Origin of the sequence: Enterobacter mori LMG 25706, from assembly GCF_000211415.1 — a bacterium.
Lineage (GTDB): Bacteria > Pseudomonadota > Gammaproteobacteria > Enterobacterales > Enterobacteriaceae > Enterobacter > Enterobacter mori.
In genome coordinates this window covers 17,789-38,111 of sequence record NZ_GL890780.1, presented here as the reverse complement: position 1 = coordinate 38,111, position 20,323 = coordinate 17,789, and the positions used below count along the sequence as shown (strand labels likewise).

The 20,323-nt window shown below is 50.1% G+C and carries 16 protein-coding genes and 1 other RNA gene; 7 read left to right on the top strand and 10 right to left on the bottom strand.

What is annotated here, in order from left to right; translation table 11 throughout:
- Positions 1 to 57 precede the first annotated feature (57 nt).
- From ENTMO_RS24315 to ENTMO_RS0118350, 3 genes are read left to right on the top strand one after another with little or no spacing between them, the layout of a single operon-like run.
- On the top strand, positions 58 to 1,461 hold the full coding sequence (locus ENTMO_RS24315; protein WP_237702342.1) for an ATP-dependent nuclease: 1,404 nt from the start codon (positions 58 to 60) through the stop codon (positions 1,459 to 1,461).
- The gene (locus tag ENTMO_RS26720) at positions 1,400 to 1,984 is read left to right on the top strand and encodes a toprim domain-containing protein (protein WP_237702341.1); all 585 of its coding nucleotides are present in this window, start codon (positions 1,400 to 1,402) and stop codon (positions 1,982 to 1,984) included. Before ENTMO_RS24315 ends, ENTMO_RS26720 begins: the two co-directional genes overlap by 62 nt.
- Positions 1,981 to 3,651, top strand: coding sequence for a UvrD-helicase domain-containing protein (locus ENTMO_RS0118350; protein WP_010434171.1), 1,671 nt, complete (start codon positions 1,981 to 1,983; stop codon positions 3,649 to 3,651). The genes ENTMO_RS26720 and ENTMO_RS0118350 overlap by 4 nt, the downstream gene beginning before the upstream one ends.
- Before the next feature lie 256 nt (positions 3,652 to 3,907).
- On the opposite strand, the gene ENTMO_RS0118345 is transcribed toward ENTMO_RS0118350, so the two are convergent.
- From ENTMO_RS0118345 to smpB, 5 genes are all read right to left on the bottom strand, one after another.
- A complete protein-coding gene (locus ENTMO_RS0118345; protein ID WP_010434170.1) occupies positions 3,908 to 5,128 on the bottom strand; it encodes a hypothetical protein in 1,221 nt (406 codons plus the stop codon).
- 563 nt (positions 5,129 to 5,691) lie between these two features.
- A complete protein-coding gene (locus ENTMO_RS0118340) occupies positions 5,692 to 9,321 on the bottom strand; it encodes a DEAD/DEAH box helicase (RefSeq protein ID WP_010434169.1) in 3,630 nt (1,209 codons plus the stop codon).
- Between the two features lie 138 nt (positions 9,322 to 9,459).
- Positions 9,460 to 10,701 carry an integrase gene (locus ENTMO_RS0118335; protein ID WP_010434168.1) on the bottom strand — a complete coding sequence of 414 codons (1,242 nt, stop codon included), beginning with the start codon at positions 10,699 to 10,701 and terminating at the stop codon, positions 9,460 to 9,462.
- Positions 10,702 to 10,905: 204 nt separating this feature from the next.
- Positions 10,906 to 11,269, bottom strand: a transfer-messenger RNA (tmRNA) gene (gene ssrA, locus ENTMO_RS25470).
- An 89-nt stretch (positions 11,270 to 11,358) separates the two neighbouring features.
- Entirely contained in the window at positions 11,359 to 11,841 is a 483-nt protein-coding gene (gene smpB, locus ENTMO_RS0118330) for an SsrA-binding protein SmpB (protein WP_006178063.1), read from the bottom strand.
- Between the two features lie 156 nt (positions 11,842 to 11,997).
- Between smpB and ENTMO_RS0118325 the strand changes: the two genes are divergently transcribed.
- Positions 11,998 to 12,435 carry a type II toxin-antitoxin system RatA family toxin gene (locus ENTMO_RS0118325; protein ID WP_010434164.1) on the top strand — a complete coding sequence of 146 codons (438 nt, stop codon included), beginning with the start codon at positions 11,998 to 12,000 and terminating at the stop codon, positions 12,433 to 12,435.
- On the top strand, positions 12,425 to 12,712 hold the full coding sequence (locus tag ENTMO_RS0118320; protein WP_008502503.1) for an RnfH family protein: 288 nt from the start codon (positions 12,425 to 12,427) through the stop codon (positions 12,710 to 12,712). Before ENTMO_RS0118325 ends, ENTMO_RS0118320 begins: the two co-directional genes overlap by 11 nt.
- A gap of 108 nt (positions 12,713 to 12,820) precedes the next feature.
- On the opposite strand, the gene bamE is transcribed toward ENTMO_RS0118320, so the two are convergent.
- From bamE to nadK, 3 genes are all read right to left on the bottom strand, one after another.
- Positions 12,821 to 13,159: an outer membrane protein assembly factor BamE gene (gene bamE, locus ENTMO_RS0118315; RefSeq protein ID WP_010434162.1), complete on the bottom strand. Its 339-nt coding sequence runs from the start codon at positions 13,157 to 13,159 to the stop codon at positions 12,821 to 12,823.
- A gap of 138 nt (positions 13,160 to 13,297) precedes the next feature.
- Positions 13,298 to 14,959, bottom strand: a complete 1,662-nt coding sequence (gene recN, locus ENTMO_RS0118310) for a DNA repair protein RecN (protein ID WP_010434161.1) — start codon at positions 14,957 to 14,959, stop codon at positions 13,298 to 13,300.
- 85 nt (positions 14,960 to 15,044) lie between these two features.
- Positions 15,045 to 15,923 (bottom strand): NAD(+) kinase, encoded by an 879-nt coding sequence (gene nadK, locus ENTMO_RS0118305; protein ID WP_010434159.1) that lies wholly within the window; start codon positions 15,921 to 15,923, stop codon positions 15,045 to 15,047.
- Positions 15,924 to 16,045: 122 nt separating this feature from the next.
- Between nadK and grpE the strand changes: the two genes are divergently transcribed.
- Positions 16,046 to 16,639 carry a nucleotide exchange factor GrpE gene (gene grpE, locus ENTMO_RS0118300; RefSeq protein WP_010434158.1) on the top strand — a complete coding sequence of 198 codons (594 nt, stop codon included), beginning with the start codon at positions 16,046 to 16,048 and terminating at the stop codon, positions 16,637 to 16,639.
- Between the two features lie 51 nt (positions 16,640 to 16,690).
- Here the strand turns inward: grpE and ENTMO_RS0118295 are convergent, their stop codons facing one another.
- Positions 16,691 to 17,977, bottom strand: a complete 1,287-nt coding sequence (locus tag ENTMO_RS0118295; RefSeq protein ID WP_029485168.1) for an HlyC/CorC family transporter — start codon at positions 17,975 to 17,977, stop codon at positions 16,691 to 16,693.
- An 18-nt stretch (positions 17,978 to 17,995) separates the two neighbouring features.
- Positions 17,996 to 18,787 carry a cytochrome C assembly family protein gene (locus ENTMO_RS0118290; RefSeq protein ID WP_041951454.1) on the bottom strand — a complete coding sequence of 264 codons (792 nt, stop codon included), beginning with the start codon at positions 18,785 to 18,787 and terminating at the stop codon, positions 17,996 to 17,998.
- A 166-nt stretch (positions 18,788 to 18,953) separates the two neighbouring features.
- On the opposite strand from ENTMO_RS0118290, the gene ffh reads away from it, so the two are divergent.
- Positions 18,954 to 20,315, top strand: a complete 1,362-nt coding sequence (ffh, locus tag ENTMO_RS0118285; RefSeq protein WP_003863132.1) for a signal recognition particle protein — start codon at positions 18,954 to 18,956, stop codon at positions 20,313 to 20,315.
- Positions 20,316 to 20,323: the final 8 nt, after the last annotated feature.

Sequence of the window (20,323 nt, the reverse complement as noted above, 5' to 3'; positions counted from 1 at the left end):
AACAACTAGGCTCGATGGCTAATTTAGTCGATAGCAGGAGCTGAAGGTAGGGGTAGAATGAAGCTGGAAACAATTCGGTTATCAGGTTTTCAGTCTTTTGGTCTTGAACCAACTGAACTGGGCTTAGAAGATATTACTTATTTAATTGGTCCTAATGGTTCAGGTAAAACCGCTGCACTACAGGCTTTATGCCGACTCTTTGCGTTTGACCCTACATTGCGACGCCTCCAACGTTCAGATTTCCATGTCCCTTTTGATGAGGTAGAGGTTCCTTCGGAGCGCCAGTTGTGGATAGAAGCCGATTTTTTATTTCCCGAACTTGCAGGTGATGAGGATAATAGCACCATAGCACCTCATTTTGGCCATATGCGATTGGACGAGCCAGAAGGTATCCCACGAGTGCGTTTTCGCCTCACGGCTACGATAGGACTTGATGGAGATATTGATGAAACCTTAATGTATGTTCTTGATATCAATGCTGATGGCTCGCCTCTTAATACCGCACAGGTTCCCCGGTCTGAGCGTAATCATATTCAAGTCCACTATCTGCCTGCCAGACGTGATCCTGCTGACCATATTACTTACGGCACGAATGCTTTACTCGGCCGTTTGCTTCGTGCGGTACGTTGGGATGCTGAGCGCGATACAATTAAACAATTGACCGATCAAATAAGCAACAGCCTTGCTGCAAACCCTTCAGTAAATGCATTTAGTGAAACATTAAAAACAACCTGGACCACCCTTCACAAGGGAAAATTTTTCGCTGATCCTAAAATCACATTTGTTGCTTCTGAGATTGAAGCACTGCTGCGGCATTTATCCGTTTCCTTTACACCAGGGCACGATGATTCACTTGTTGATTTCTCGCGGTTGAGTGATGGCCAAAAGTCAATGCTTTACCTTTCTTTAGTATTATCGTCTCAAGCTATTGGCAGAGCTGTGCTAGCGGAGGAAGATATATCCTTTGATCCCGATAAGCTACGCCCACCGGTGTTTACGTTGGTCGCCTTGGAGGAGCCAGAAAATAGTCTTTCTCCACATTACTTAGGACGCATCGTCAATGCCCTGAATATCATGACGAAAAGTGCGGATGCACAAGCTCTCATTGCTACACATGCTCCCACAATGTTGCGTCGTGTTGCTCCTGAGCTAATACGATATCTTCGGTTAACTCAGACTCGAAATACACGGGTAACCTGTATCAAATTGCCAGAGAAAACTGATGATGCACACAAATTTGTCCGGGAAGCCGTCCAGGCATTTCCAGAGATCTATTTTTCACGCTTGGTAGTGCTCGGCGAAGGCGATAGTGAAGAGATTGTATTGCCACGTTTGTTTCAGGCGAAAGGCGCGCCAGTTGATGAGTCTGCAGTCACGATAGCACCTCTAGGGGGGCGGCATGTCAATCATTTTTGGGCGTTTACTTTCAGCGTTGGAAATTCCGTATTTGACGCTTCTTGATCTGGATGTAGCCCGCTATGCAGCAGGCTGGGGACGGATTAAATATGTCAATGCTCAGTTTGCTGTGTTTGAGCCAAGCAAAGAACTTCCTGCTGACTGGCCAATTCCAAAATGGAATGACAATACGTCGCCTGTGCGAACCCACCATTTTTTTAATGGTGGTGCTGATGACATTTTTGTTGAACTCGAGAATAGATCGATATTTTTTTCCTCTCCAATGGATTTGGATTTTTCTATGCTTTTGGCGTATCCCGAAGCGTATGGTGTTGCTGAAGAAGAGCCAGATGAGTCAATTATTAAAGCGGTGCTTGGTAAAAGCTATTTCGATTCGACCCAATATAACGAAGAAGAAAAAAAGTTATTTGTCACTTATCATCAAAGTTTCAAACTTGGCAGTAAACCAGCTGCACATATAGATGCGTTGGCCAAGTTAAATGATGACGAGTTACTTGCAAAAATGCCTGAGTCACTAATCAGACTTGCTGATGCAGTTATTGCCAAATTGGCAGAGTTACCAGAATGATTGCCGTTGAAGAATGGCAACCCGCTGATGGGCTGACACTTGAACCAAATGCATTACGTGCAGCAAAGGAGAGTGATCGTTGCCTTGCGCTCACTGCAGGGCCAGGGGCTGGTAAAACCGAAATGCTTGCACAACGAGCGGATTTCCTTTTGCGTACTGGAACATGTCGGTACCCAAAACGAATTCTGGCGATTTCCTTCAAGGTTGATGCTAGCAGAAATTTGAAAGAGCGCGTCGAACGGCGGTGTGGTTCTGCTCTAGCTTCGCGTTTTGATAGCTATACCTTCCATGCATTTGCCAAGCGTATCATTGATCGTTTCAGACCGATACTTACAGGTAGGGATGCTCTAGATGCAGGCTATGCCATAGTTGACAAGAAAAATGGCCCTTCTCGGACTCAAATAGAATTCGGTGACCTAGTTCCGTTGGCAATCAAAATATTACAAAGTTCAAAAATTGCCCGTAATGCAATTCGGCAAACTTACAGCGATATTTTTCTGGATGAGTTCCAAGATTGCACTAATTTGCAATATGATTTGGTTAAGCTTGCTTTCCTGGGGACTAGTCTTCGCCTCACCGCTGTAGGTGACACCAAGCAAAAAATTATGGCTTGGGCTGGTGCATTGGATGGTGTTTTCCAGTCCTTTGCTAATGATTTTAATGCTGTATCACTAAACATGTATCGCAATTTCCGCTCTAAACCACTTTTACTGCAGGTTCAGAACAAAATAATTAGCAAACTAGATCCTTCTTCTGTCATGGCAGATGAACAATTGGATGGCAAGGGAGGTGAGGTTTATGCATGGCGTTTTGAGGATGGTCAGAAAGAAGCCATTTATTTGGCTGATTTGATAAATGGATGGATAAATACAAAACAGTTACCTCCTGCAGAAATTGCAGTCTTAGTTTCTAAACAGTTGGATCTATATGCAGGTCACCTTATGGCAGAGTTAGCAGCGCGTAAAATTCCATACCGTAATGAGCAGCATATGCAAGATATAACGGTCGAACCAGCCGCTCGTTTGATCGTAGATTATTTGTCTTGTCTGTACGGACAGCGAGAGCCTAAGTCTTGGATTCGATTGATGAATCAGCTCATACCTTTTGCAGATGAAGAGGTCCAGTCAAGCGTACGAAAAGACCTTGATCAGTTGATAAAAAAGCAACGCAAAGAAGTGTCCGATGCCAGAAAAACTGACTCACCTCATTCTGGAAGGTGGCGATTCGTCAGAGATTTTTTAAAACATGTAGGTTCTGAAACACTTGTCGCGCTATCACCCGATTATGAATCACGCGAACGCTTACTGGAGGTCGTTCGTGATACTAAAGCACGAATTGAAGATTTGATTAAAATTGAATCAGATTTACCTTGCGCATTAGGGAGATTTGCTGATGATCAAGCCGTAAGGATTCTCACTATTCATAAAAGCAAAGGACTGGAGTTCGACTCTGTCATAATCATGGCGGTTGAAAATGAAATATTTTTTGGCAACGAAGATGAAAATCGCTGCGCCTTCTTCGTGGGGGTCTCGCGTGCAAAAAACTGTTTGATTTTAACTCATGCAGATCAACGGGAACGTCCTGCTGATGCGAAACGCTGGGATATTAGACGAACTGCTCAATCTGAGTATTTTAGTTATGTTACGCCATTTATAGTGAAGCAATGAATATACTTTCAATATTTCATATGGTGTAATGGGGAAAATTTCAATCATTAATAAAGATCAATTTCTAATAATTATTTAAAATGCGTTTAAGCGGGTTTTCATGACCACATATCGATGATGACAGAGCCTTTATTTAATAATGGTGTTTTACAATCAGCATCCGCTAAATATATTTACCCCATAGCATATCACCTGGTGAATATAAAATGGGGTTGAGTATAATAAAGTAATGTAATTAAGTTACTATCAATCTGGCTTACCTGTTTTTTCCGTTTAAGGAGGTTTTGTATCTTTCAATAATTGATGGTAGCATTTTATCAATTAAGTGATTGTGAAATGCATGCATTGAGTGTGGTCGAGGAATTATAAACTGAGAAAGTTCCTCTAACGTAACAACAGAACTAGGAAACGACGTGTGTAAGTTAGAGATTTTAATAATTTCGCGCCCTAAATTTATCGCAGAATCAACGCAATCAGCACACATTGCTATATCATTGTAATTGCCACCAGTTTTCGATTGAAATAATGGGACTTTCTTTATTTCCAGTATCCATGGGTTCTTTTTAGATGCTCTGACACAGAAATATTTACTTCGTTTACAACATGGGCAAGACCATTGCTCATCATATCTATTCCAGTACTTACCTCTAGTAGATGAAAGGTGGGAAATTTCATTTTGTAAAGGAGACCTTTTAGCAACAGGATTTTTTTTGTTTCTCCAGGAATTGACTTTTCCTTTAAATGGTTCACTGGTATATAGCAATTTTTCCGGTTCAACCTTATCAAAGTCAAACAAGCCATTCATACCAAAAAAATGAGTGGCAATACGCTCAGTTTGTTTCGCTGTTCTGCTTGAAGGTTGATACCAGTCTTGTTTATCAGCCGCTATTGTCGCAAATTGCTCAGCCAGATTCATGCGTATCTTGAATACTGACTCTAATCTCGCCCAAACTTTCCGAGCTATTTCAATATCAATTCGATGTTCACTATTTGGGGTGAGGCAAATAAATTCGGAGATTTCTTTTGGAGAAAAAGAAAAGAATTTATGGCACTGAACCAACCGCTTAGCATCCGCATCAGCTTTATTGCAATCAAAGCATATAACTGTATTGTCATAAGCTGATAATGCAAAAGCTATTTTTATTGCGAATTTTTCAGAGTGCTCATCTGCAACGATATTATTTTTCCTTATTGAAATGTCTTCGAAAAGCGATTTTACGACTTCCTTCATATGGTCATGATGCTCATGCAGTTGGCATGTTAAAAAATTATTTTTATTCAACCTCACGATTTCTGATTTTTTTCTTTTGCAGCATGGACACATCCACTCAACTGGCGTCATAACCCACCATTTATTGAGATGAGCGCCATCAGCGTTAAACATAGACACTAATTTCTTGGTCGATAATGTGAACTCGGAGTCCAAGCCATTCAGATCCCTATTTGATAGAGAACGCTTAAATTCTTCCCATTCCACATTTGACTCCTGCCAAATTTGTTAACCTATACAGTATGTTATCATTAAGGCGGTCGGTTACAAAATCTGAAGTGCAATTTAACAATACAGTGGTATTTAGCTGCCTTTTAGGATGAGACATTAGTTATGTCAGCAATGTCCGCTCCTGGCACTAAACGGGTTAAAGCAGACTGATTTGATGAGATAAGGGTATAGATGAATTCTCCATACCCTTGAACGATTACTTCCCAGTTGATTTGCTTGGTTTCAGTCCTGGGGTATTGCCGGGTGTATCCTTATTATCACGTCTGCGTTGATCGGGTTTTCCTGTTGATTTTGCAATTGGTTTTGGACCAGGTTTAAGCCCCATAATCATACTCCTTAGCCATGTCAGAGGTTATTCCTCAGTGTGGATATAAGGGGAGCGGTAAGAATTATCAAGCTTGGATGGGCGGTGTAAAGTGACTGCTTGACTATTATGTGAGCAATGTCAGCTTTTAACACATAGCGGCCAGCCCATTACTGAAGTTAGCCAAAAATGAGTCGCGATGAGCCCTCAATAATGAGGGCCACCTCGGAGATTGTTAGGCTGATTTCGCTAATTGCCGATGCAGGACCTGAAGGCTAGTTCCCGCCCCTGCCCATGCAGCAGCCGAGCCGACCACATACAGGTTTTGCTTGGCGCGTGAGACAGCTACATTGATTATGTTTGGTGGGCTTGCCGCCCACTGACGCGCCCTTTGCTGACTCGCTTTCGGCGCACCCAGCAACAGGATTGCCGTGTCCGCCTCTCGGCCCTGGAACGTGTGGATTGTGCCTACACGATCACGGCACCATTCATCCAGCTTTACGCCGAACGTTCGCAGCAGATCAGTTTCACTGCCGAGACGCCGACGCATGTTCTGCTCTACGATCTTGAATGGTGTGATGATAAATACGTCCGGATTTGTAATGCCCGATGCTGCCAGCTCTTTGAGCATTCGCACAACCGCTTCGCCCTCGTCGGGACACCACTTCGTCTCAGCATCGCCATTGATATCCACCCAGTGAGATCTCCCCAAAGCCGAGCCGATAGATCCGGGTTTTTTAGGCCCGACAGCATGGACCATCTGCCCGGCATAGGCGATGGAGTTAGAAACATCAAACATTGGGTTCTGGCAACGCCTGTGAACGAGCAATGGCAGCCCGACTTCTCGATCACCTACGTCCATGACGAAGGTGGATTTGAAGCGCGATGCCTGATCAGCAAGGGTCTGCGTAGATGCTGCGGGGGCAGACCATTCGACTTGGTCAATGTCAAAGAACTTGCAGATTTCGGCGTTCAGCTTTTCAGGAAGTGAAACTACAGGTGGGATTTGCAACGGGTCACCTACCACAATGGAGCGCTTTGCCCGCATGATAGCTCCAACTGCTGCCTGAGGAACGGCTTGGCCCGCTTCATCTACCAGAAGCCAACCAATGCTCTCTGGTGGCAGATCCCCGAACATTGTCCGAACAGAGGCGAATGTCGTGGACACGGTCGGCACAACCACGAAAAGGCTTGACCAAAGGTCGGGGAGAAGTTCACGGTGAGCGGAAGACTGGAAGGCACCAGCTACCATGCCTGACATCAATAACCCAAGATTGTGTTGCAAGCGGCTGGCCGAAGCATCGATGAACGTTTTATGCACAGTCAGGGCAGCGGCGAAAAGATCCTCTCGCAGGCGATGAACCTCATCGGGAAGCCATGGCGCAGTGAGGTGGATAGCCTCGTGCTCGCGCTCGAAGAACCTCTCATCAACGACCCTGTCTCCCATACGGTTTCGTGCCTGTGCCTCGGTTGCCTTCAATTTCGAGACAGCCTGACTTTTGCTGGAAATTTCCTGGTCGAGTTGCTGTAACTGGGACTCAGTATTGCTCCACTCAGCCCTTGCAAGCTCTAGGGCACCGTCCGTCCCCTGCGCCCGTATGACTGATTGCTGCAAGGTCGCCGAGAGCTTCTGCAGTGTCGATCTCCACGACTTCCAGGCCGCAGTCGCAAACAAACGGGAGAAGAAACCTGGACGGCAAGCGAGATGGCTTTCGAGCATGATCTTGCCCTGCTCGATCTGCGATTTTGCCTTCTCATGCTCTCGTTGGCAGGATTCAGCAGTCTTGTGTGCCTCTTCGACGGCTTCATTCAGACTCGGTCGACGCTGTTCAGCCCTTTGAAGTTCGGTGATCGCTCCCTTGAGCGCCTGGATATCCCGTCGCATCTCTTCGATGCTGGCGATTTCGGCGTCTACCGTCTCCTTAAGTTTAAGAAAGGCGGTTCGCGCTTTCAGCCAGGCCGCAGCAGCATCCGCTTCGTTGGTGCTGGGCCGCTCATTGACAACCACGCTGGGCATCACGCGATCGATGGTTTCGCCAGTTCGCTCGTCCTTGATCTCACGCATGACATCTATGCCGCGAGCTGCTTTCAGGTAGGTAAGGAAACCACCGTCTTCATTCCACCAGAAACCTTGCTGAAACGCGCCTCGGTTGCTGCTCTTGCCGAGAGCTGCGGCGATCAGCCCCCAGGTTTCGACAGTGTCGGAGGGGATGTCCCCCTCGGCCTCGGCTTCGAAATAGCCGGCGCGTTTGGGATTCGCAATCAGGTCGCTGATGGACCGGAAGTAGGCGATCTGTTCATGGCGACCATTGGCTTCCTTGAGAGGAAGCTCTTTACTGACGTTTTCGACCGCTTTGTTATTGGAGGAGGCTACGACGATCTCATGGCCTCTCAAGGATGCATGTAACTTGTAGAAGTGCAGGAATGCATTGGAACCGAATGCCAGCTTCTCGCCTGTTGTGGAAAAGGCATCCTGCGGTTTGTTGAAGCCGGACATCGCCGTGGCCCGATCGAGAATGCATCCAACGACGATATCCCGGAGAAGAGTGGTCTTTCCGGTTCCCGGAGGCCCATTGACGCCGATGATACCTGGAGCATCGTTCAGCTCAGCACGCGCCGCATTCACGGCAGCCTGTTGAAGCAACACCAGTGGATGGCCGCCTTTCGAAGGCCAACGAGCCTGCGGCATGAGCGACGGTGCGACGAACGGCTCAACTGCGGAAATGGGCGATAGCACGTCGATTTTCTGGTCAGGTCTGCCAATTCCCATGTAGCGGCGCAAACCGGTTCCGGCTTTGCCCGTCTCGAGCAATTTGGTTGCTTCACCGAGATCTTCAAGATAGAAGGAATTCAGTAACGAAGGTTCAGGCGGCGCCTTAGCCTTGAAATGATGAAACACCTTAATCGCGAATGTGGGTGGCTCAACCAAATGCTCGGGTACACTGAACTGCGATACAAGCCATTTATAAGCTTTATGAACAACATTCAGATCGATCGGTATGGGTTCTCCATCTTTGTTGTGGTGGCGAACCATTCGATCCAGATGCTCGATAATGCGCGTCTCAACATTCGGCCAATTCCCTAAACTCCCAAGCTTCAGATCGAGAGCCGGCTTGAGTGCCCAGGCAAAACTGGACACGGCAACGCCTTTGTCCTCAAGCACATAGCCTTCTTTGTCGATCAGGATCGAGCCGATGGCCGCTTTCTTACCGTCCGGGCGTGAACGCTCCTCATCCTCGCCAAAAACCTTGACCAGCTCGTCCGTCGCCTTGTCGAGAGCGATGGAGCCGAGGACGACCTCGAAATAAAGCTTATAACTGGGCTTGCTGCGGGCATTTGGTCCCCATGGAACACCTCGCTCCAATAGAGCAACCCTAGAGCGGTCGCCGGTTACCATATCCTCTGGGCGTTTATAACCTTGAGGCGACAGTGCTTCGAGGGCTGTCCATGCTGCCAGTATTGCTCGCGCATCATTCGCCTTACCTGATGGAGAAAAAGACGGGATCGGACCAAGGTCGATTTGGTCTTTGTCGAATTGCTCTCGTATGGCAGAGTCTGGGATGGCCTTCAGTTGCAGTTGCTCTTCCGCAGCAGGCGAATTGTGGGGCACAACTCGAGAAGATTGAATGGACACCGAATCGGGATGGCGTGTTGATGGGCTGGGAGCCGACATGGCGACCACGCTGTGGCCGCTAAGTGCAAATAGAGATTGCTCGATTTTAGCCGTCAGCATCCGCGCCCTGGCAGTGTTGCGAAAGGTTAGCTCGCTCAACAACTGTTCAAGTTCGCTAACATTGTTGCTGGACTGCTCGAAGATTGCTTCCAGATCGAAGATTGATTTTTGCGCATACTGCCGTGTCTTCATTTATTTCTGCGGCTCCATATCCCTTCAATTAAGAGATATTATGCTAATTAGCTTGATTTCTAAAACTATTAGCTTTCGCTTGAAATATAAATTCTCATCTGGCCCACTACTAAAGTCGCAACTGTCATTAATTATCCGTCATCCCGCTAAACGCTCTTCCCTCATACCTCCCTCAATCATACTTCCGCGAGCAGCAGCCATAACAAAATCAGCCCACCATTGCATCATCGGTCGCCGTTGCTCAAGGTAATCACTGCGGTTATAAGCGCGACGTACCTCATTTTTGTCTACATGAGCCAGTGCTGCTTCAATGACATCAGGCAGAAATCCTTCCTCATTGAGTGCCGTACTAGCGATAGAACGTAAACCGTGTGATACGAGTACGCCTCCTAAGCCAGCACGCTTGAGTGCAGCATTCACTGTCTGGCTGTTCATCGGCTGGGTAGGCTTAATGCGACTGGGAAAGATAAATTCTCGATTTCCACTTAACGGCTTCATCATCTCCAGTATCGCAATTGCTCCATCTGACAATGGAACAGTATGGTCGCGGTTCATTTTCATGCGTGCTGCAGGAATCTTCCATTCTCGTGCTTCTATGTCAACCTCTTCCCAGAGAGCTTCAGCCGCTTCGGCAGGGCGGGTAATAGTAAGAAGTTGCCACATGAACAGGCAGCGTGTGGAAAGGCTAATGCTGGCTGTTCGCATTGTCTGCATCAGTTGTGGTAGCTGATCCGGTCGAATGCTGGGCATATTTTTCTTCTGCGGTTTCTCGAATGCTTTACCGATATTAACGCTGGGAACAGCATCAATTAGCCCTGTGTTTTGGGCATAGATCATGACCTCATTAATGCGTTGGCACAGGCGACGAACGGTTTCCAATGCTCCTCTGGCCTGAACCGGTTGGACGGCCTGAACTAGTGTATGAGCTTTAATATCTGTAACGCTGACGTCGCCAATTGCAGGAAAAACATCTCTTTCAAGAGAGCGCCAGATATCTTCTGCGTAGTCCTCGGTCACACTGGCCTTCTTCACATTCCACCAACGTTCAGCCACGAGCTGGAAAGTATTGGTTTTGGCTTCCAGCGAACTGCGAAGTTGTTCTTGCCGATGCTCCTGTGGATCGATTTGTTTCGCGAGGAGTGAGCGAGACTCTGCCCGGTAGTTTCTGGCATCGGAAAGGGTAATTGATGGGTAGGGGCCGATGCTCTTCTTCGCGCGCTTCTTGGTGACAGGGCGAATATAGCGAAACTGCCAGATTTTACTCCCGCTGGATTTGATGAGTAGCTCAAGGCCATCACCATCATAGAGAACGTAGTCCGCTTCTTTGGGTTTGGCTGATTCGATTTCTTTAACGGATAGAGGTTTGGTTTGTCTTGCCATTGCCGGGTTTCCATAGTTTTAGGCACCTCAAAAACAATAAAGCTTTATGAGGTGCCTAACAAGGTGCCTAAAAGGTTCGGATTTAATTAGTTGGCATCAGACTTAGCGGGACAAATTGAGGGCACAAAAAAGCCCGCAGGGCTTGCGCCGTGCGGGCTTTCAGGACTTCATCGGATGACTCTGGTAATCACCGATGGAGAATTTTGGTGGAGCTGGCGGGAGTTGAACCCGCGTCCGAAATTTCTACATCCTCGGTACTACATGCTTAGTTTGTCTTTACATTCGCACGCCAGCTGCGGACAGACACGCCACTAACGAACTAGCCTGATTAGTTTTAACGCTTCAACCCCAGGCAGGGCTTCCACGCGATCTCTTTTGGGTTTGACCTCTCTTTGATCCCCGTCTTAAGAGCGGAAGCTAGGGAGAGAGGGCTCTTAGCAGGTTATTAAGCTGCTAAAGCGTAGTTTTCGTCGTTTGCGACTATTTTTTTGCGGCTTTTTACGAGGCAAACCGCCCCTCGGCATGCACCTTGGGTTTCGCAAATCCCGTCGAATCCAGAATCAGCCCCAATAGTGTTGAACTGAGTATACCAGATTTCACTTCCTGGATACCAGCCCGAAACGCTAACTTATTGAATAGTACAATAAGTGTGCAGAATCAACGTCCTGCGTTTTTCATGATACGCGCTTTATCCAACTGCCATTCGCGCTCTTTCAGGTCAGTACGTTTGTCGTGCTGTTTTTTACCTTTCGCGACGCCGATTTTCACTTTGCACCAGGCATTTTTCCAGTACATAGAGAGCGCAACAACGGTAAAGCCTTCACGGTTGATGCGCCCGTAAAGAGATTCAAGCTCACGCTTGTTCAGCAGAAGTTTACGCGTGCGTGTTGGGTCGCATACGTAGTGTGAAGAGGCGACGGTCAGCGGTGTAAAGTTCGCACCGAACAGGAAAGCTTCGCCGTCTTTCAGGATCACGTAGCTGTCGCCAATGTTCGCTTTACCCGCGCGCAGCGATTTTACTTCCCAGCCCTGCAGCGCAAGGCCTGCTTCGAATTCTTCTTCAATGAAATACTCGTGGCGAGCACGCTTGTTTTGCGCAATGGTCGCCGATCCTGGTTTATGTGCTTTTTTCTTCGTCATAAGTGTCGTAAAGCCGTCGGTAATCTGATTTCAAAAAGTCACCTCATTGCGTCCCGTGAGGTCTAACGCGCTATATTAGCACGAGATGAGGCTTAGCGTTTTTTTAACAGGTGATAAATGTTATTATTTGTCCGTTGTGTGACCATGGAAAATGCTATGCCTCAGATTAGCCGTACTGCGCTCGTGCCTTACAGCGCGGAACAAATGTATCAGTTAGTGAACGACGTTCAGTCTTATCCTGAATTCATCCCTGGGTGTACCGGGAGTCGTGTTCTGGAGTCCGGCCCAACGCAGATGACGGCGGCGGTGGATGTCTCCAAAGCGGGGATCAGCAAGACGTTCACCACCCGCAATACGCTGACCGATAATCAGAGTATTTTGATGCATCTGGTGGATGGTCCGTTTAAGACCCTGATGGGCGGCTGGAAGTTTACGCCGCTGAGCGCAGATGCCTGTCGTATCGAATTCCAGCTGGATTTCGAGTTTACCAACAAGCTTATTGAGCTGGCGTTTGGCCGCATCTTCAAAGAGCTGGCATCTAACATGGTTCAGGCGTTCACGACCCGCGCCAAAGAGGTTTACAGTGTCGCATAAGATTGCGGTGGAAGTGGTGTATGCGCTGCCGGAAAAGCAGTATCTGCAGCGCGTGACGCTGGAAGAGGGGGCCACCGTCGAGGCGGCTATTCGCGCTTCCGGCATCCTTGAGCTTCGCAGCGATATCGACCTGGCGAAGAATAAGGTCGGGATTTACAGCCGTCCGGTGAAACTTGGCGACGTATTGAAAGAGGGCGACCGGGTTGAGATTTATCGCCCGCTGATTGCTGACCCGAAAGAACTGCGTCGTCAGCGTGCGGAGAAGGCCAGTAAGTAGCGCTTTCTTCCCCGGTGGCGCTGCGCTTACCGGGGCTACGATACTTCGTAAGAACTCAGATACAAAAAAGGTGCTCATTGAGCACCTTTTTGCATTTCTGACACCTGATTACTTGGTCAGGGCAGGCTTGTTGTCGATGTTGGTTAAGATACCGGCGCTGCTGAAGGTCAACGTCAGGGTCTGCTGGGTCACGTCTTCGTGGCCTGGCTGCTGACGGAATACATAGAACCATGTATTTGTACCGAACGGATCGGACATCATCGGGGTTCCCAGTGCATAAGCGACCTGCTGTTGTGTCATTCCCACACGGATTTTGGACACATCGTTAGGGGTAAGGTAGTTCCCCTGGTTGATGTCAGGACGGTAAACCACTTTCTCCAGAGTGGAACAGCCTGCGGTCAACATCAGAAGAACCGCTGCGGCAGCGGTCAGCATTTTACAACGCATAGTGATTTGATTCCTTTTCGGGCCCGAGCAGAACGCGGCTCATATGTAATATGCCGGTGATAATAGACCTTGCCCCACTTTGAAACCGGTCTGGCGGCGTTTTTGTTGTTCTCTATGACTCTGAGATCCCGAAAAAGTTTATGCCGCCAGCAGTTCTTTCGCATTCGCGAGCGTATTGCGGGTGACTTCGCTACCACCGAGCAGGCGCGCCAGCTCCTGCAGACGCGCGCGTTTATCCAGCGGTTTCATGTGCGTTTCGGTCATTTCACCATCCGTCTCTTTGCTAACGATAAAGTGATGATGACCACAGCCAGCCACCTGCGGAAGATGGGTGACACACATCACCTGAGTCGATTCGCCCAACTGGCGCAACAGTTTGCCTACAACGGCCGCTGTCGGACCACTGATCCCTACATCCACTTCATCGAAAATCAGCGCCGGGGTTTCCATTTTACGCGCGGTAATCACCTGAATCGCCAGTGCAATACGCGACAGTTCGCCACCGGAGGCGACCTTAGAGATGGCCTGCAAAGGCTGACCTGGGTTCGTGGTGACGCGGAATTCGATGCGATCCGCGCCTTCCGCAGTCAGGTGGCTCTCTTCGAAGCGAACATCAATACTGAACACGCCGTGCGGCATCGCCAGGGTGTGCATGCTGTCGGTGATGTGCTGGCTTAACTCCTGCGCATAGTGCTGACGGATATCGTGCAGCTGTTTAGCCGTTGCCAGCGCCTGCTGATGGTGCAGGTTTACCGCCAGAGACAGCGTTTCCAGCGAATCAGCCTGATCGTCGAGCTGGTGTTGTTCATCAAGGAGAGACTGATAAAAGGCTGGCAACTCCTCCGGCGTGACGTGGTGCTTACGCGCCAGTGAGATCTGACGGGATATACGCTGCTCAAGCTCAAACAAACGGTTCGGGTCAAGATCCAGACGTTCACAGTAGTGGCGCAGTTCGTCACCCGCTTCGGAGATCTGAATGGCCGCTTCTTCCAGCATATCCAGGACGCCAGAGAGTTTACTGTCCATCCCGACCAGTTCGGTAACCAGTTGACGGACGTTATACAACTGGCTCTGTAGATTTACGTCTTCGCCATCTGCCAGCATGTTGAGCGCATTTTGGCTGGTTGAAAGTAAATGACCGCTGTTAGCCAGACGTTTGTACTCTTCGTCGATTTGCTCAAACTCTCCCGCCTGCGGGTTGAATTCGTTCAGCTCTTTAAGCTGATACGCCAGCAGTTCCGCACGGGCTGCTCGCTCCTGACTTTGCTGCTGATGTTGAGCGAGTTCACGGCAGCTCTGATGCCACTGGCGATAGTGTTCCGCCATAAGCTGAGTAAGCGCGTACTCACCTGCGTAGCCATCAAGAAGGGCCTTCTGCTGCTCGGGTTTAATCAACTGTTGATGCGCGTGCTGACCGTGGATCTGGATAAGCAACTGGCCAAGCTCGCGAAGCTGGGAAAGGGGGACCGCTGTACCGTTGATAAAACCGCGGGAACGGCCGTCGCTGCTGATGACGCGGCGGAGTAAACACTCACGTCCGTCTTCGAGCTGGTTCGCTTCCAGCCAGCGCAGGGCTGCAGGGGTGTCTTTCAGGGAAAAACGGGCGCACAGGTCGGCACGGGTTGCGCCCCGGCGCACCATATCGCCCTCTGCGCGGCCGCCAAGGCACAAGCCGAGGGCATCAATGGCAATAGATTTACCCGCACCGGTTTCACCGGTGATTGCCGTCATGCCGCTGTGGAAGTCGATCTCAAGCTCACGAACAATGGCAAAGTTGCTGATGGTCAGTTGTGCCAGCATAATTGTTTTCCTGTATGAAAAACCATGACTGTGTTTTCATACAGTATAAACTGGTTTTTTATACAGTAAAGTGCTGGGTGCAAAATCAGAACAATTTTTTTGACCAGCCGAGTTTTGAGCTCAATGTATTGAAATAACTGTAATCTTTCGGATGAATCAGATTCAGATGGTAATCACATCGACGAATGAGGACATCTTCACCTTCCTGGATCGGCAGCGCTATCTGGCTGTCGCAGCTGATCTCCAGGTCATTACGGCGGTGTGAGAAGCGCAGACGAATCGTGCTGTCGCCGTGGATAACCAGCGGGCGGGCGGAGAGCGTGTGCGGGAACATCGGCACCAGGGTGATGGCGTCCAGTGATGGCGTCAGGATTGGGCCACCAGCGGAAAGCGAGTAGGCGGTAGAGCCCGTCGGCGTTGAGATAATCAGCCCGTCAGAGCGCTGCGAAAAGGCAAATATTTCGTCGATATACACTTCGAACTCAATCATGTGCGCCACTTTACCGGGGTGGAGAACCACCTCGTTGATCGCGGTGCTGATGCGCTTCTGGCAGTCCTGCTGGCACACCTGCGCTTCCAGTAAAAATCGTTTTTCGCTGATGTAGTGCCCTTCCAGCACGTCAGCCAGCTGTTGCTGGGCGTTATCCGGGTCGAGATCGGTTAAAAAACCGAGATTGCCACGGTTGATGCCGATGACCTTAATATCATAACGCGCCAGCGTGCGGGCTGCGCCAAGCATGTTGCCGTCGCCGCCCACCACCACGGCGAGATCCGCCTGCTGACCAATTTCTGCCAGCGTGCCGGTTTTAACGCCCTTCAGCTGCAGCTCCTGAGCAATCTGCTGTTCGACCATCACTTCATAGCCTTTGCCACACAGCCAGCGATACAACATTTCATGTGTCGTCAATGCGGTAGGGTGACGCGGATGCCCGACGATCCCAATACACCTGAAATGATTATTCATTTTCTGGAGGTCCTTGTGCCTGATGAATGATGACAATCTGTCTTGTTCCCTTGAATCCCGGAAACTGATCCCCATAATAAGCGAAGTTAGCGAGATGAATGCAGAAAAACGCGGAGAAATTCATGAGTAGTAAAGAACAGAAAACGCCTGAGGGGCAAGCCCCTGAAGAAATTATCACGGAACAGCACGATGAAGTTGAGGCTGTAGAGCCAGAAGCGTCTGCTGAGCAGGTGGACCCGCGCGATGAAAAAATGGCCAACCTGGAAGCCCAGCTGGTAGAAGCGCAAAATCGCGAACGCGATGGCGTGCTGCGTATCAAAGCGGAAATGGAAAACCTGCGTCGTCGTACCGAGCTGGACGTTGAGAAAGCGCACAAATTTGCGCTGGAAAAATTCGTCAATGAACTGCTGCCGGTCATCGATAGCCTGGATCGTGCGCTGGAAGTGGCAGACAAAGCGAATCCGGATAACGCGGCAATGATCGAAGGTATCGAGCTGACGTTGAAGTCGATGCTGGACGTGGTACGTAAGTTTGGCGTGGAGGTGATTGCCGATACCAATGTACCGCTGGATCCGAACGTACACCAGGCGATCGCCATGGTGGAATCTGAAGAGATTGAAGCTGGTAAGGTGTTGGGTGTGATGCAGAAAGGTTATACCCTGAACGGCCGTACCATTCGCGCGGCAATGGTGACCGTGGCGAAAGCGAAAGCGTAACGTGCTGCCTGTAGTGCCGGGTGGCGGCATTCGCCTTACCCGGCCTACATTTTATTCGGCAATACTTTCGCGTAGAGGCTTAACGGGCAGGACTTTCACCTGCTTAATCATATTGTCCTGCACGTCCAGGATATCAATATCATACTGTTCAATACGCACACGCGTTCCTGCTGCCGGGATCTCTTCCAGCGCTTCCAGAATCATTCCATTTACGGTGCGCGCTTCATCTTCCGGTAAATGCCAGTTGAAAGCTTTATTGAGTTCACGGATGCTTGCACTGCCGTCGATTAGCACCGAGCCGTCATTTTGCGGGGTGACTTCTTCGGCAAGGGAAGGTGACATGGATGTGGTAAAGTCGCCGACAATCTCTTCCAGAATATCTTCGACCGTCACTAATCCCTGAATATCGCCGTACTCATCAACCACCAGACCGACTTTCTTCTTGTTACGCTGGAACTTCACCAGCTGTATGCTGAGCGGTGTCCCTTCTGGCACGTAGTAAATTTCATCTGCGGCGCGCAGCATCACCTCTTTAGTGAACTCTTTTTTCTCGGTCATCAGACGATACGCCTCACGCACGCGCAGCATGCTGATGGCATCATCCAGAGAATCGCGATACAGCACGATGCGCCCGTGTGGGGAGTGCGTCAGCTGTCGGACGATGGCTTTCCAGTCGTCGTTGATATCAATCCCAACGATCTCGTTACGCGGCACCATGATGTCGTCCACGCTGACTTTTTCCAGATCCAGTACCGACAACAGCATGTCCTGATTGCGCCGGGAGATCTGCGAGCGGGATTCATTCACGATGGTGCGCAACTCGTCTTTGCTGAGCGCGCTGCTGATGGTGACGTCTGCTTTGATGCCGACCATGCGCATCAGCAGGCGAGTCACCATATTCAGCGGCCAGACCAGCGGCATCATCAGGATCAACAGCGGTGCCAGCAGGAAGCTGCTCGGGTAGGCAACCTTCTCCGGGTAAAGCGCGGCAATGGTTTTGGGCAGTACTTCAGCAAACACCAGCACGACAAACGTCAGTACCCCGGTGGCAATCGCGACGCCAGCGTTGCCATACAGGCGCATCCCGACGATGGTGCCCAGTGCCGAGGCGAGAATGTTGACGAGGTTGTTACCGATAAGCACAAGGCTAATCAGGCGATCCGGTTTACGCAGCAGCTTTTCGACACGACGGGCGGCACGGTTACCCTGTTTGGCGCGATGGCGTAACCGGTAGCGGTTGAGCGTCATCATGCCGGTTTCCGAGCCGGAGAAATAGGCGGAGATGACCACCATGATGATCAGGGTGACGATCAGCGTGGTGGTGGAGATGTGTTCCAGGGGGAACTCCTTTGTTACTTAGCCAGCAAATTGCTGTATGAAGCGACTTCCAAAATAGGCAAGGGTAAGAATGCCCGCGCCCGCGACGTTGAACCAGACTACGCGACGACCGCGCCAGCCTTCATGATAATGGCCCCATAACAGGACAATATAGACAAACCACGCGATGATGGAGAGCACCGCTTTATCGATATTCTCCACGCTGAACAGGTTCTTCATGTAAAACAGACCGGTGCAGAGCGTGAGCGTCAGCAGCACCACGCCGACCTGGGTGATGTGGAACATCTTACGCTCAATGACCATCAGCGGCGGCATTTCGTGATTGAAGGCCAGCTTTTTGTTCTTCAACTGGTAATCAATCCAGGCGAGCTGCATGGCGTAAAGCGCCGCAATAATCAGCGTCGCGTAGGCAAACAGCGACAGGCCGATATGCACCAGCATCCCCGGCGTCGCTTCCAGATGGGTAATGAACTCATTGGGCATAAACGTGGCTAACGCCAGATTGATCAGCGCGAAGGCATAAACAATCGGCAGCAGAAGCCAGCCACGGTTTTTGGACGCAACAATGGTCATCACCGTACAAATCATCAGGCTGACCAGTGAGCCGACATTCAATACGCTCAGGTTTTGCACGCTGCCGTCGCCAGGAATAATGCGAGATTCCAGTGCAAAAGCATGGCTTATCAGTGCTATTACCGCCGAAAGAACAGCCATGCGCCGCCAGCCGCTGTTTTTTTGCAGCAGGCCGGGAATGATCAGCGCGAGGCTGACAGAGTAGGCAACAAGGGCGATCAGTGCGAAAACAGGCATATAGGCGTCGACAGTTGTCTTAATAAGAAAGATAAGCAGTATAACGTTACGTGACGCGTGCTCCAACCGTTGCATAACAACAAAGCTGCCTTCATGTTATACTCCGGCAAAATTCTGTGTATGTGTCGCTTACGCGACCCAACGTTTCTACCCCAGGCGAGAGACAATGTTTGATAATTTAACCGATCGTTTGTCGCGCACGCTGCGCAACATCAGCGGCCGCGGACGCCTCACCGAAGAGAATATCAAGGAAACGCTGCGCGAAGTGCGCATGGCGCTGCTCGAAGCAGACGTTGCGTTACCGGTCGTGCGTGATTTTATCAACCGCGTAAAAGAAAAAGCGGTTGGACATGAAGTTAACAAGAGCCTGACTCCGGGTCAGGAGTTCGTCAAAATCGTACGTAACGAGCTGGTTTCGGCGATGGGCGAAGAGAACCAGGTGCTTAACCTGGCCGCTCAGCCTCCGGCCGTGGTGCTGATGGCGGGCCTTCAGGGGGCGGGTAAAACGACCAGCGTTGGTAAGCTGGGTAAATTCCTGCGCGAAAAGCACAAGAAAAAAGTGCTGGTGGTGTCTGCGGACGTCTATCGCCCGGCGGCGATCAAACAGCTGGAAACGCTGGCAGAGCAGGTTGGCGTGGATTTCTTCCCGTCGGACGTGGCGCAGAAGCCTGTCGACATCGTTAACGCGGCGCTGAAAGAAGCGAAGCTGAAATTCTACGACGTGCTGCTGGTGGATACCGCCGGTCGTCTGCATGTCGACGAAGCGATGATGGACGAGATCAAGCAGGTGCATGCCTCTATCAACCCGGTAGAGACCCTGTTTGTTGTTGACGCCATGACCGGTCAGGATGCGGCGAATACCGCGAAAGCGTTTAACGAAGCGCTGCCATTAACCGGCGTGGTGCTGACCAAAGTGGACGGCGACGCCCGCGGCGGTGCGGCGCTCTCCATTCGTCATATCACCGGTAAACCAATCAAGTTCCTCGGCGTCGGTGAGAAAACGGAAGCGCTGGAGCCGTTCCATCCGGACCGCATTGCTTCCCGAATTCTCGGCATGGGCGACGTGCTGTCGCTGATCGAAGATATCGAGAGCAAGGTTGACCGCGCGCAGGCCGAGAAGCTGGCCAGCAAGCTGAAAAAAGGTGACGGTTTCGATCTCACCGACTTCCTTGAGCAACTGCGTCAGATGAAAAACATGGGCGGCATGGCCAGCCTGATGGGCAAGCTGCCGGGCATGGGCCAGATCCCTGACAACGTAAAATCCCAGATGGATGACAAAGTGCTGGTGCGTATGGAGGCGATCATCAACTCGATGACGCTGAAAGAGCGTGCGAAGCCAGAAATCATCAAAGGTTCCCGTAAACGCCGTATCGCGGCCGGTTGCGGCATGCAGGTGCAGGACGTAAACCGCCTTCTGAAACAGTTCGACGACATGCAGCGCATGATGAAGAAAATGAAGAAAGGCGGCATGGCGAAGATGATGCGCGGCATGAAAGGCATGATGCCACCCGGTTTTCCAGGGCGTTAATCGCTTTT